Source organism: Nocardia sp. CS682, assembly GCF_004634405.1.
Taxonomy (GTDB): domain Bacteria; phylum Actinomycetota; class Actinomycetes; order Mycobacteriales; family Mycobacteriaceae; genus Nocardia; species Nocardia ninae.
In genome coordinates, this window is the sequence record NZ_CP029710.1 from 5,471,078 (window position 1) to 5,484,465 (window position 13,388).

Genomic DNA, 13,388 nt, shown 5'->3' on the forward strand with positions numbered 1-13,388 from the left:
GGTCGTGCGTCGAGTATGTGAGGACTATTCGTGGGTGCGTAGCGGCGCGCTCACTGCCGCGATGAGATGGGTGGAGTGGGCTCGGCGGGCGAGGGTGAGTGCTTGCTGCCGGTGCGTTGCGGCGGCTTCCGGGTTGCCGAGGGCGGTGGCCAGTTCGGCCAGGTAGTAACCGACAGGTTCGAGGGTGATCAGGCCGCTGCCCGCGCCGGCGAGTTCGGTTGCGGCCGGAAGGAGTTGGTCGTAACAGCGCTGCATGGTCGATGTGTCGCCGAGGGCGTGGGCGGCGCGGGCTACGAGACAGGTCCGTAGTTCGAGCAGCAGGTCGCGCGGGGAATTGGGGACTGCTTGTAGGGCTGCGGCGGCTTCGTCTCGAAGGCCTTTGTCCAACAAGATGATCGGGCGGGCCCATGGTTCGTATGGACCCCAGGCCGCCGTGTCGTCGCCGGGCGGCAGTCGGTGCTGGAGACGCAGGCACAGCAGTGCGAGGGGGAGCAGGCCCTGTTCGACGCCGGGCATGCCGCTGCCGGTGAGCATCCTGGCGGCGGTGCGGTAAGCGGTCTCGGCGGCGTGGTGGCTCCCGGTGAGTGCGGTGCGCAGCGCGGCGTACCAGTGGGTGAAGACGCCGACCATCGGTAGCTCGTATTCGGTGGCCAGCTGGTCGGCTGCGGCTGCGTGTACGTCTGCGGACGGGAGATCGGCGGTAGCACAGTCTGATTGGATGCTTATCAAGTTGCCGAGCACCTCGAAGGTGACCAGCCGATGCTGCCGTGCGACAGCGGTGAGTTCCTCGCTGATGCGAGCGCGTTCCGCGCTCAGGCCGGTGCTCTGTAAGGTATGCATGAAACGACCGTTGAGGGCGAAGGCCAGCAGGGCGGGTTCGTTGAGCTCCCTGGCGATTGCCTCGGCTTCCTCGGCGGCGCGTAGACCTCGGTCGTCGTCTGCGCCGCGCAGTTCGAGGGCGACCGTCGTGCACAGCCTGGCGCGCAGCTCACGCTGTTCGGCGGGCAGGATCGCGAGGATGCGCTCGGCGGCGGTGACGATGTCGCGCGCGAGGTCGGGGTCGTCGTTGGTGGTCCAGATAGCGGGGACGTCGAAAGCGCTGATCACTCGCGCGGCCTGTACCGGATCGGCCCACTGTCCGGCCTGCGTGATGGCCAGACCGCGGTAATGCCTCGCCTCGGCCAGGTTGCCGGTGACCGCGAGCGCCCGAGCGAGTCCGGTGATCGCGTCGAGTCGCGCGGCCGGATCGGGCCGGGGCATCCGGTCGAAGGCTTCGAGGGCCGCGCGCCATTGCCGCACTGCCTCGGCGAGTGCGAAGCCTCGTTCCGCCGCCACCGCCGCGGCACCCGCGTACCGGGCTGCGCTCGCCGCGGTGGCCCGGCTGTTCGCGCGGACGAAATGATGTGCCAAGACGGAAACGTCTGCGATGCCTACCTTTTCGAGTAGCGCACCGATCTCACCATGCCACCTGGCCCGGCGCGGGCCGCTGATATCGCGGTACACGGTGTCGCGCACCAGCGCGTGCGTGAAACGCAGTGATCCGTCGGGCGATTCGGTGAACAGCCCTGCCGTCAGTGCGATCTCGAGGTCGTCGAGGGCACGAGCCGTGTCATCCGCGAGCTCGAGGAGAATCTCGCGGTCGACCTCCTCGCCGAGTACCGCGGCCTGCTGGACCAGGGTCTGCGCGGACTGCGGCAGCATCGCCATACGATGCCGGATAACCTCGCGGACACCGGCCGGGACGGTGTCGAGTGCGTCGGAACCTTCGTCGCGGAGCAGCCGGGCCAGCTCGCGAACGAAGAACGGATTTCCGTTGCCGCGCCGGTGAATTCGGCGGCTGTCGCGCTCGGCGACATCCGGTCCGACGATCGCGCGCACCAGGGCGACGGTGTCGTTTTCGGGCAGACCGCTCAGGTAGACGCGAACCGGCTCGGCGGGTGCCATCTTGGCCAGTGCGGCGGTGAGTTCGGTGGTGATGTCGGTGCTGCGGTAGGTCGCCAGTATCAATACCGGTGCCGCGATACCGCCCGTGACGAGCACGGAAAGCAGGTCCAGGGTTTCCGAACCGGCGTTGTGTACGTCGTCGAACACCAGCAGGACCGGCGCGCGTTGCGCCACCGACGCCAGATAGTCGGCCGCGGCGCGATGGAACAGGAAGCGCGCCTCGACCGGATCTGTGGGTGCGCCTTCGTTGTTCGATCGTTCGTCGCTATTCGCCGAAGGACGCTCGTCATCGTGTGCCGCCCCTGCGGCGGTCAGTGCCGCGAGGATCCTGGTCCAGGCCCAGCTCGGTGGAACGCCGAGGTCAGCCGGGCTCTCGCCACGCGCGACGAGCCAACCGTCGTCGGTCAGCGCGGACGAAACCTCCTCGGCGAGAGCGCTTTTACCGGCACCGGCTTCGCCCGCCAGCAGCACCAGCCGGGTACGGCCGTGCCGGGCAACGTCGTTCGCAACGTGCTGTATGGCGGCGAACTCCTGCCTGCGCCCGACGAAATCCTTTCCGGGCGGCGATGTTCGGGCGGGTAAGGTCGGGGCAAGCAGGTGCGGAGCGTGCGCCAGGATGTCCGCCTCCACCCGTTGGAGTTCAGGGCCGGGGTCGGTGCCCAACTCGCTGCGCAGCAGGTGCCGGATGCGGCGCAAAGCGGCAAGCGCGTCACTCTGCCTGCCGGATCGATAGAGTGCGACGGCGAGCAACTGCCAGGCGTGTTCGCGCAAAGGATGTTCGGCGAGCAGGGCATTCAGCGCCGATTCGGCCTCGGCAGGCCGCGCGAGCTCGATCAGCGCGGCGGCCCGATGTTCGACGGCCAGCAGTCGCAGCCCGTCGAGCCGGTCGACCTCGGCACGCGCCCAACCCTGTTCGGCGAACTCCGCGTAGGCGGGTCCGCGCCACAGTGCGGCCGCGACGTCGGCCATCGTCAACGCCCGCTCGAAGTGTTTCGCGGCGAGCAGTTCCGCTGTCCGCGCGACGGCGGCCTCGAATCGGTCCGCATCCACCGCGTCCGGCTCGGTGCGCAACGAGTATCCGGGCGCGACGGTCACCAGCACCTGTGCCGGTGTACGCGGTGCGCGGTCAGGTTCCAGCACCCGCCGCAGCTCGGCGACGAACGTCTGGATCGCGCCCACCGCACCGGGCGGCGGCCGTTCCCACAGATCGTCGATCAACTGATCGACCGTGACCATGCGCCCCCGCGCGACGAGTAACCGCGCGAGCAACGCCCGGTGCTTCGGCCCCTTCAGCGGCAGTGGCGTCCCGGCGCGCTCGGCACCGATGGGCCCGAGAACACCGAAGTTCAGCTGCGCCATGCGCCCGCCGACGCCGTACTCAGTCGCTGCTGACCAGTTGCTGAGTGCGCGAGAAAAGACTGTCCAACGTCACCAACGAACATCGGAAGGACACCTCATGGCACCGAAGATTACCGGATTCGACTACCAGCGGATCGCCGTCGCCGACCAGGTCGAACTCAATGTCGCGGTCGGCGGCTCGGGCAGCCCCATCGTCCTGCTGCACGGCTTCCCGCAAACCCACCTGATGTGGCGCCACGTCGCCGCCGACCTCGCCGCCGACCACACCGTCATCTGCCCCGACCTGCGCGGTTACGGCGACAGCGACAAGCCCGCCGACGCCGACGGCACCACCTACTCGAAGCGCACCATGGCCGCCGACATAGTCACCGTCGCCCGCACCCTCGGCCACGACCGCTTCGCCCTCGCCGGCCACGACCGCGGCGCCCTGGTCGCCATCCGCGCCGGCCTCGACCACCCCGACACCATCACCCACCTAGCCTCCCTCGACGTCCTCCCCACCCGCGACATGTGGGACGTCATGCACGGCGTAACCGCCGCCGTCGGCTTCCACCTCTACCTCATGGCCCAACCCCCCGGCCTCCCCGAAAAGATGATCGCCGCCACCCCCGACCTCTTCTTCTCCCACTTCCTGGACACCTGGACCCACGACCCCGCCGCCATCCCACCCGAAATCCGCACCGCCTACCTGCGCGCCTCCGCCGCCGCCATCCCCAGCATCGTCGCCGACTACCGAGCCTCCGCCACCATCGACCTCGACCACGACCGCACCGACCGCACCACCGGCAACCACCTCCGCATGCCGGTCACCGTCCTCCAGCAAGACTGGGGCGCCGCCCTAGGCTTCGACGCCCCCGCCCTCTGGAAAGCCTGGGCCCCCAACCTCACCCACACCACCGTCACCGCCGGCCACTTCATGGCCGAAGAATCCCCCGCCACCGTCACCCAAGCCATCCGCGAACTCCTGACCCGCTGATTCAGACCAGAACGGACAGCACGCCAAGTGCTGCCCAGAATCGGTGAAATTGAGTGGCTCATGCCCGTACGCGGGCGAGCTGTTTCGATGGCCTTCGGCAGGATTCGCACCTGCGACACCCACTTTGCGAGACGTCAGTCCCGAGGCGGGTACGGATCGTTGCCGTAGGTCCATTCTTGCTCGATCGTCCCGTTCTTGAGCTTGACGGTGAGTTGACTTGGGAGGTTGGCCAAGGCCACCTTGCGTCCCGCTTCGACGGCTTGGGCTTTGGTGCTGTGAGTAGACACCACCGTTCCTTCGTGTTTGACCGACCAATCCGCGCCGTCAGGGACTACCCAATACCTCTTGCGCGCCATTGTGCACCTCCGAATAGATCTGCCTCGGCTCCTCGTCGGCGCCGTCGACAACTTTGTGTCCTACATACAAATCGGCTATAGCTATCCGCTGTTACTCTTCGGCAACTTCCCCTCTCCCAGCTTCCTCGTACTGGCCGTCCTGTGCTGAGGCAAGGGCTAGCCAAGGGTGGCCGGGGCCGTGGCCATCGCGTAGCGCCCTTTACCCTCCCGTGCTGAAGTCAGACACTCGGGGCCATGAGAGGAAGCATGGAAGGCGATCGGTACACGGATCGCCTTCAGATCTGGAGAATGAGGCTATGGCATCTGGCGTGGTCTCGACGTTGGTGACGGGATTGCTTCCCCTAGTGGGTGCTGGCCTTGGCGCATCTGTAACGCTTCTCGTACAACGAAATTCGGCCCGCGAGGCCAAGATGAGGTTTCGGGCCGAGAGTCGCCTCGCCCACCGTGAGGAGATGAAGTCCGCGATACTCGACTACTTCGAGACGGCGCAACGATTGCAGGGTGAGCTCGATGCCCGCGAGCGTGGAGAGACACCGGAGAATTTGAAGCCACTGATTGAGCGCGTGTGGCTGGCAGAGAAGCGTGTCGAGATCATCTGTTCGGACGTTTTGCGGGACCGTGTCATTGCTCATGCTCGCGGCCTTCACGATGTCGTCCGCGATCCTGCGACGTATCCAGATTGGTGGGCTCACTGTCAGTTGCTCCAATGCGAGTTGCTGTCGCAGGCCAAAATGGAAATCGCGCGAGACCACGATTGGTAGTGATCGCTACGGACGATGCCCGTAGCGGGAGAGGATTTCGCTGCGGGCACTGTCGCGTTCCGGGCCTTGGAACCCGTCGCCATTGACAGCTTTGTTGTTCGGCGAATTTGCTACTGCGTACTCTCTGGCGCCCAACCGGGTGCGGAGGTCGTCGACCTCACCAAGAAACCGGCGTGAACAGCGTAAGTGGAAGTGCCCTCGGCAGGATTCGAACCTGCGACACCCGCTTTAGGAGAGCGGTTTACGCCTGGTTTGTCGTGTTTGTGGATGCGTGAGCTGTTGAGTGCGACGCCCTGAACTGCGCATATGCAATTGACAGCGTTTGTCGCATTCGGTCAGCCAGGGTGGTGCTGCGTACTCCGTGCGTACCCTATGTCGTCGGCCGACGGCGCCTAGTTGGCAGACCTCGGCCCGGCCTGTGCGGCAGGCTAGGCGATCTGGAGCTATTTCGGGGATCCCTATTAACGCGCTCTCGCCGAGCCTCCATTTGATCCACCGCACGTCGCATGTCGACCACACGCTCTTCCAATGATCCCAATTTTTCACCTACACTATCTATCTGATCTATGCTGACATTTCGTTTACTAAGCAGAGATTGAAATAGAGCAAAAGTCATTGCAGCTCCAGCGAACCCAGCCCCCAGATTAGTGAATACATCTCCCAAGAACTCGTCTAGGGATTTTTCTCCCGCTTGAGCATAGAAGAATCCCAAAATGCATGAAGCAACGGCAGCGAGGAGCGTGAAGTATATTAAACCGATATCGAACCTCCGCGGCACCTTTGCGGCCAATTTCTGAAACCATGATGCGCTTGCAATGAGCACCATCGCAGTGATACCGACCGCGACAGCCACCGCCAAGAAGAACCATTTCGCCAACGGCGTGGCCTGCACAGGTTCCAGGAATTTGTTACTAACGAAGCGAGTAGTGTCACCATACTTTATTTCTGACCATTCCGAATTGTCGGCGGGTCCTCGAATAACGGTTACCTGCTGGCCGGGGAAGAATACCTCACTCGACTGACAATCAACCGACGGACAGGTCCGCACGTTGGCCTCGCCGGTCAGATAAGAAATATCCGCACCGTCTACTACTGGGCGATTTGTAAAATTTAAATCACTCCACAAACCGCCCAGTGCAAGAAGAAACGAAAGCGCGGTTAGCATTACAAAGATTCCAGACCGACGTAAGATGTTCACGAGCTAAATGTAGCCGCATCGGCGGGCCGACGGAGGTCCAATCGGTTGAACCGATGTAGGGCAGAGAAGACGCAGGTGGAAGCCGTTTAGCTGAGTCCGGCGTAGCTGTGCAGGCCGCTGATGACCATGTTGATGATGAAGACGGCTCTCGACGTTTGCAGTTGATGACAGATAGGACCCAAGCGACCTACCAGCGCTTATTACCGATGCTGACGTTTGCAGAATTTACTGTCGTAAGGCGTGCTGCGTACCGGCTGCGTACTCTGCAGCCTCGACATCGGCGATGGGCGCTTAGCGGCTCATTCACCACATGCGCGAAAGCCCACCCGGAAGCGGATACGCCGCCTCCACCAAGGTTGCCGCGATCGGGATCATGGCCTTCGCATCCGCAGCAGTGGCCGGCGGGGCTCCTACCGTCACGTGGACGGCGTCGTTTCGGACGTCCACGAATCCACCTTGGAAATTGGCGATTGGCAAGGCGTAACCAGTCGACTCTAGTGCTCGAGCCCGTCCTCCGAGAGTTCGCCCAAACGTACCGACTGGGACCAGGCCGCGTGCGTGTTGGTCATCCAATAACTTGTTCACTGCGACTTCCGCTGCAGCACCAGCGTCGATAATTGATCGACGATAGTGGCCCGAGGCCTGCAACGATCGAGCATCTCGAAGCATCAACCAGGCGAGGGGCGCGGGAGAATCTTCGCCTGCGAGTTTGAAACTTTCGCGCAGTAGGTCACTCGTCACCCCGTTGACTGGAGTCATACTCAAGGCGTGGCGCGATCCGATACTGAACGGTTTGCCGACTGTGCCATCAGAGTCAATAGGCCAGACAGGAGTCTTGTTGCCCAGCGCCATTACTGGTTGGTGTGCAACCTGCGTCAGTTTTTGCCCTGTAACCACCTCCAGCCACGATTTCGCAGCCTCCCACCAGCTGTCCATCGCAGCAACGATGGCTTCGGCTGCTGCTTGCCGCTCGGCGGCGTTGCCGGTCACCTGTCCAACGAACACTAAGCGTCGGCACGCAACACCTATCGGGGTGCCGCCACTCGTCGCTGTGATGGTTCCCCAGAAATCCGACGGCTCGGAATGAACCGCTGATGCACTAGGCGGGCCCAGCACATGGCTCTCAGAACCAGGATCAGGAAGCGATGGTAGGTGGACGGTTGCCGCGTGACCAGCCACTTTGGTACTGAATTGCGAACTCAGGATCGCAGACTCACTGACGAACGCTGAATCCAGCTCGTACCGCCATTCGACTTGAACAGTCGTCATACACCCTCAATCTAGTCGAGCGTTAACAGAGCCCCGACGCGCACGTCTGGTGGAAGGCCGCCCTCGGAGTTACCGCGTATGAGGGGCGAAGTTGATGCCTAAGAATCAACCGCCAGCAAGCTCCCCAGCCTTCATTTTGGCTCACCGCAGGCTAGGTCGACCAAACCGACACGCACGCAACGTAGCTCAACCTTCCTAGTTACGTTTTGATCCCTAGGCATCAAAACGTAACTATTCAAACGCCCTGTCTTGTGGTCTCTCCTTGTGGCCCGACTGATCGTCATGCGCGCTACACGACTCCGGCTTCCTCGGCTCGCGTGCGCTAAACCGCCACACACGCACTCCACGCGACCACCGACGCTCTAAACCGCAGCATCCGCACCTGACACAACCACCCACCCAGCTCTCACTTATGGTCCCTTGCACCACATCTCAACTCATCACTACATCTACTGACTCAACCACCTTGGCTCTCGCTCTCACTGTTCCCGATTCTCTATGAACAGCGAAGCCATAGAGAATCGGGAACAGTGAGAGCGAGAGCCCTGCGCCGAAGGCGCAGGTCAGACCCTATTTTCGAGTGGACATTTTGCGAGAACACGGGACTAAACCTGTTCGGCCTCTGTTCGGCCTCTGTTCGGCCTCAACAGGCGCTCCGAGACACGGAGCTCTACCCCTCCAGTTGCGTTCTACGCATTGTCACGACGGTCTTGTCGTCGTGACGTTTGGCGCGGGGGAGCAGGCTTCCGTGGGGGTCAACACCGGCTTCCCAGGCGTGGCACCGCCGCAGATAATTCGCCAACCCTGTGTAATCCGCATCCGCAAGGTCTTGCCACGAAATGCCCAAGGTTTCCAGGCAATCGGACACGCCATCGGTCGCTAACACAAGCCACTGCACGTCCAGCCGCCTCATGATCATCGCGTGCCGCGCGGCCGCGGGCTCGGTCGCTGCGATCCAATACCCACCAGCTCGATTGCGCCAGCGCTGCTGTCGCTTCTGAAGGTTCGACAAGATGTGCCGATGTATCTCGTCGTAGCCGCAGCCTCTGACCAGCCGTGACTTGTACTCATCAGCTTCGGGTAGGCCGATCTCGTCTAGGCGGGTGTCGGTTATGACTTCCACCGAACCGCCGGCCGAACCGACAGCGATTGTCGAATCGCCCAGGACCAGGAGGTCGACGGTGTCGGCTTCGCCGAACCGAGCGAGCGCCACTGTGCACGATGCTGAATCGCGTGCGCCCTTCTCAAGTTGAAGCACCTCAATAGCCTGAGCAATCGCCCGCTCCAGAATCTCGACCAGCGAAAGTTGGTGAGGTCCATGGTCCAAGGCTTCCGCAAGGATGGCGCCGAGCACCGACGCGTAGTCCCCACCGCTCGGCCCAGCTGAAGCACGATGCGCTGTCGCACCGTCGAGAACTACAACTCCGTGCTTCGCGATGAAACAGCGGTCCTCGTCAGACTGTGTTGCGAGTTGTGCAGTGCGCAAACGTCGTCCGGCGGCCATGAGGCGCTTACCAGGTGTGAGGACCAGCGACGAGGCGGCTGGACTGGACGGCAAACTGCTCGTCGAAGTCGCATCGAACTACTCCGCACATCGAGTCGTCTTCGTTGCCAAGGAAGAGCGTCCGCAAGTTTTGGATCAGCCAATGGATCACTCCGAGGGAGCCCACGCTAGTAATTCCAGCAATGTGGACGGTTACACCTCCGGATGACACATGCCTAGCGAAGTAGCCGACGTCGGACCGCTCTGGGTTGGCGCGTCTGTACGGTGAGTCGAGCCAAACGCTTTTACCAGGGGTTTTTCCATGAATCCACCACCTCCCACCACCGTCCTGCTCAAAGTCAAGATACGGGTCACCGGCCAGTAGAACGCGTGCTACCGGTGCCGACTTCGGGCCGCAGATCAGGACCGAATCACCTTCCGGGACGGTTTCTGTTGTGGGTTCGATCGCGAATGGAGTGGTTGCAAGCGCCAACCGACTCAGAGTGTCCTCGACGGCCGCTTGCGATGCCATGTCTACCGCGTCGAAGAAGGGTCGCTCGCGGCCCTCTTCCACCCCGTATCTGCGGGGGATACCGACCGACACCGGACCGACACCGAAGAACGCCCGCTCTTGGGGCGGCGCGCTGCTCCTGATCTGCGTGACACGCCCCTTGGTGATCCCAAGCTGCGCGGCGATGTCCGTGTAGTTGAGTCCGAGTGTCTGGTGAGCCTCATCGATGGCCGCTCGCCGCAGTCGGGCCAGCTCTGCGGCCCGCTGCTGGTAGACCGTGATCAGCTCGGCTGCGCGGCGGCCGCGCCGGAGAGGGTCCGGGTCGGAGCGCACAGCATCAAACTCGTCTCGTTCGGTCATGGCTGCGAGTTTAGGGGGTATTGACTCGGCGAGGGGCACCGCCGTACCCTCTGTGTTTATACCCACTAAACAGCAAGGATCAACATCGGCCAAGTTGTTTAGGGGGCATAAACAAGTCCAGCAAGAGCTTCCCGGCGGATTGCAGTCCGCCGGGAAGCCAGCGCCAAAGCAGTTCGTAGCTGCTTCAGCATTTCCGCACTTCAGGAACGGAGTCCCGAAGCATGTCCAGTGTAAATCCATGGGCCGGTACCGGCCTCGGCGGCGACGCCTACATGAACATCAATGAGTGGCCTGCCGCGCATAGCGATGCTCCTCGGCGTGGTGAGCGAGGGTTCGCCGAGCGTGCGGCCGTTGCAAAGTGGTTGGCGGGTAACGATTCTCGTGAGCTGTCCGAGATTGTGGCCGCCGTCGACGCATCCGCCCCGATCACGGAACGCGTCCGGCGCGGCGTGGAGCGTTCGCGATGAGCGCCGGACCGATTAGCGAGCCAGGTCGGCGGTTGCGCCCGGTGCCGGAACCGGCAGACACGGTCAGTGCGAGCATGCGAATCGTCGGCGGTCCTGGCTTCGACCCTGTCGGCGTACAGCCGGTGGAGATGCCCGAGCGTGCGCCGGATCCGTTGCGGCCGCCTCGGTTGACGTTCGCGGGGTCGTGCCTGTGGTGTGGTGAACGTGGTTGCCGCTCAAGCGATTGCGCTCGGTTACATGAGCAGTCTCAGTGGGACATCTGCCGTGGCTGCGACGGCACCGGCGAACTGTGCAAGGGCGGACAGCACCGCGGCTGTGACTGCGCCTACGGGCTGGCGTTGGTCGCGCCGAAGATCCAACGCAGGCGAGAGGTTGTCCCCGGATTCACCGTGACGGACGAGGGGCACTGGTCGAGCGGCTGGCACGACTACCACGTGAGCTGGGACAAGAAGCCCAGCGCCTACACCGTCGTCGCGGAGGAGGAGCCGACCGTCGACCGCAATCTACGGCCCGTTCGAGCCGATCGGCGGCGCAGCCGATGAGGGACCTCAAGGTACTTCTCCGGTGTTACGTAGACGTCCCGAGTTGGTCGCCTGTGTCCTACTGCCGTCTGCGGATATCCAGTTCCATTGGTAGGCAACACAGTTCGCTGCTACACGCAGGAAGCGGGCGTAACCAATGACCACAACGCGAGGACACGAAACCTCAGCTGGTCCGCGCAAGGACCACAAGAAGAAGGCCCGCGCGGCCGGCCTGGAGCGACGCATCACCGCCATGCGCGGCGAGGGCGCGACCTACGACCAGATCCGCGAAACGCTCGGAATCAACGCGCGCGCAGTCGAATCCGTACTCGGTGAGGTCGCCACTCTTTACGAGCAGGGTCGCACGTACGCCGATATCGGCGACGCGGTCGGTCTACCGCGCACGACAGTACGCCGCCTGCTCGGCGACAAACGCGTGACCCAGGTGAACGCACGGGTCAATACCGCCACGGCGCTGGTTGTCGAGATGTATGGGCTGCAAATCGACGTGCTCGCGGCGCTGCTGGGTATTGACATCAGCCATGCGCGCACGCTGGCCAAGCAGCTGCGGTCCGACCGGTTGATGCTGCCGAAGCTGATCCAGGTCCAGCCCGGGGAGAAGTGGCTCGTGCCGACCCGTGAGACTTCGGGCAGCTATCTGGGGTGGATGCCCGCGACGTTGTGGAAGCCACCGGTCAAGGACGCCGAGCACTACCGGGCCGTTGCGATGGCGCGTGCGCTGCTCGTCGGTGCCGAACCGGGCGTATGGATCTCCGAACGCCAGCTACGACACGATGCCGCAGTCGCAGCCCGTGAATCCCGTTCTCGCGGTTCACGTTCGGTCGGCCACATCCATGACGGCCGGTTCCTGGGCGTGGTGGGCGGCACGTACGGGTGGTGGGCACTGGAGGTCGAACTCACCGCCAAGAGCGCCAAGAACATGGACAAGGCATTGCGCGGGGCGCTCTATGCCGCCCGTGACGCCGAACCCGAACCGATGATCGGGCTGATCTACCTCTACCGGGGCCGTGAGGTCGCCCGCACCCTCGACGCCGCGTTCGCCAGGCTGCCCGCCGAACTGCGAGGCGTGCTCCAGTTCGTCGACGGCGACATCGACGAGGAATGGGCCGAATTCCTCGCCACCCGCGCCGCGATGCGCGCGGCCACCCGCACCCCCAACCCGAACCACCGGCGCCCACGGCGCGGCGCGAGCACGAAGGAGACGCCGAAATGACCACCCCATCTGTCCAGAAAACTGGACACCACGAGGTCCGCACCGACCGGGAAGCGCGCGCGATGTACGCACTCGTGCAGCAACGCGCGATCCAGGTCGACCTGCTCGCCGAGTTCCTCGGCACCGGCCGCAACCACGTCTACGAACTCCGCGAGCACCTAGAGGCGGCCGGCCTCGTGCACCCGCTGATGCGCGTCGGGCCCGGCCCGAAATGGGTCGTGCCGACCCGGCCCGCGGTGACCCGGTTCTTCGGTACCTCGCGTCCGGACTGGCGGCCCTCGCCTTTGTGGTCAGTGCGCGGCCGGGCGATCACCCGCACTCGCATCGCCTTGGGGGCCACCGCATTCGACGCGTGGGAGTCCGAACGCGAACTCAGCTACCGCGCGCACCACCCACGCCGCTACCCCTACGACGGCCGCACCGTGCGCACCGACGCTGTCTCACGGGCCGTGCTCGTGCTGGGACACCGAGACACCAGCGGTGCGGACCTGGTGCACCAAGTCTCCCGCGCGGGCCGATTCGCTGCCGAGGACGGGTGCACGGAACTGCTGCTTGTGCACCACCAGCCCGCCGACCTGCCAGCGGTGCGCACCGCCTGTGACAAGGCGGCACTGCCTGTCTCACTGGCTGTCTCAGCTGTCACCCTCACCGCGCTCACGTGGGACGGACCGACCGCAATCCGCACTATCTGTACTGGTCGGCGACTCAAGTTGGCTGGGTGAACGCGATGAATTTCAGATTACTCGCGGCATCCACGCACGCGATAGATGGCGTGACATGTTCCAGCCCGCGCACCGGCCGCCACCACCCCTGTCTCACGGTGCACCACCCAGTGCACCGCCTCGACCCACTGCCCACCTCCCATGTCTCACGTGGTGCACCGGCCGTGACAACACCCGCACCGGCGTGCACCACCTCCGACCCGCAGCGCACCACCGTGCGCACCATC

At 63.8% G+C, this 13,388-nt stretch carries 11 protein-coding genes; 5 read left to right on the top strand and 6 right to left on the bottom strand.

The annotated features are described in order from the left end of the window. Nucleotides 1-24 precede the first annotated feature (24 nt). Nucleotides 25-3,303 carry an AfsR/SARP family transcriptional regulator gene (locus tag DMB37_RS24750; RefSeq protein WP_135234725.1) on the bottom strand — a complete coding sequence of 1,093 codons (3,279 nt, stop codon included), beginning with the start codon at nucleotides 3,301-3,303 and terminating at the stop codon, nucleotides 25-27. Between the two features lie 97 nt (nucleotides 3,304-3,400). Between DMB37_RS24750 and DMB37_RS24755 the strand changes: the two genes are divergently transcribed. After that, nucleotides 3,401-4,279, top strand: a complete 879-nt coding sequence (locus DMB37_RS24755; protein ID WP_135234726.1) for an alpha/beta fold hydrolase — start codon at nucleotides 3,401-3,403, stop codon at nucleotides 4,277-4,279. A 134-nt stretch (nucleotides 4,280-4,413) separates the two neighbouring features. Here the strand turns inward: DMB37_RS24755 and DMB37_RS24760 are convergent, their stop codons facing one another. Continuing rightward, on the bottom strand, nucleotides 4,414-4,635 hold the full coding sequence (locus DMB37_RS24760) for a DUF2188 domain-containing protein (protein ID WP_135234727.1): 222 nt from the start codon (nucleotides 4,633-4,635) through the stop codon (nucleotides 4,414-4,416). A 296-nt stretch (nucleotides 4,636-4,931) separates the two neighbouring features. On the opposite strand from DMB37_RS24760, the gene DMB37_RS24765 reads away from it, so the two are divergent. Further along, on the top strand, nucleotides 4,932-5,396 hold the full coding sequence (locus tag DMB37_RS24765; protein ID WP_135234728.1) for a hypothetical protein: 465 nt from the start codon (nucleotides 4,932-4,934) through the stop codon (nucleotides 5,394-5,396). Between the two features lie 370 nt (nucleotides 5,397-5,766). Here DMB37_RS24765 and DMB37_RS24770 read toward each other — a convergent pair whose 3' ends face one another. The 4 genes from DMB37_RS24770 to DMB37_RS24785 all read right to left on the bottom strand — a co-directional run bounded on the left by DMB37_RS24770 (nucleotide 5,767) and on the right by DMB37_RS24785 (nucleotide 10,217). After that, a complete protein-coding gene (locus DMB37_RS24770) occupies nucleotides 5,767-6,594 on the bottom strand; it encodes an SH3 domain-containing protein (protein ID WP_135234729.1) in 828 nt (275 codons plus the stop codon). Nucleotides 6,595-6,897: 303 nt separating this feature from the next. After that, complete coding sequence (locus tag DMB37_RS24775; protein ID WP_135234730.1) at nucleotides 6,898-7,584, bottom strand: hypothetical protein; 687 nt, start codon at nucleotides 7,582-7,584, stop codon at nucleotides 6,898-6,900. A 949-nt stretch (nucleotides 7,585-8,533) separates the two neighbouring features. Continuing rightward, on the bottom strand, nucleotides 8,534-9,367 hold the full coding sequence (locus DMB37_RS24780; RefSeq protein ID WP_135234731.1) for a protein phosphatase 2C domain-containing protein: 834 nt from the start codon (nucleotides 9,365-9,367) through the stop codon (nucleotides 8,534-8,536). A 7-nt stretch (nucleotides 9,368-9,374) separates the two neighbouring features. Next, entirely contained in the window at nucleotides 9,375-10,217 is an 843-nt protein-coding gene (locus DMB37_RS24785) for a sigma-70 family RNA polymerase sigma factor (RefSeq protein ID WP_240771644.1), read from the bottom strand. Between the two features lie 508 nt (nucleotides 10,218-10,725). Here DMB37_RS24785 and DMB37_RS24790 point away from each other — a divergent pair. From DMB37_RS24790 to DMB37_RS24800, 3 genes are all read left to right on the top strand, one after another. Continuing rightward, the gene (locus DMB37_RS24790; RefSeq protein ID WP_135234732.1) at nucleotides 10,726-11,226 is read left to right on the top strand and encodes a hypothetical protein; all 501 of its coding nucleotides are present in this window, start codon (nucleotides 10,726-10,728) and stop codon (nucleotides 11,224-11,226) included. Nucleotides 11,227-11,362: 136 nt separating this feature from the next. Then, nucleotides 11,363-12,439, top strand: a complete 1,077-nt coding sequence (locus DMB37_RS24795) for a hypothetical protein (protein ID WP_135234733.1) — start codon at nucleotides 11,363-11,365, stop codon at nucleotides 12,437-12,439. After that, nucleotides 12,436-13,161: a hypothetical protein gene (locus DMB37_RS24800; RefSeq protein ID WP_135234734.1), complete on the top strand. Its 726-nt coding sequence runs from the start codon at nucleotides 12,436-12,438 to the stop codon at nucleotides 13,159-13,161. The genes DMB37_RS24795 and DMB37_RS24800 overlap by 4 nt, the downstream gene beginning before the upstream one ends. The last annotated feature ends 227 nt before the right edge of the window (nucleotides 13,162-13,388 follow it).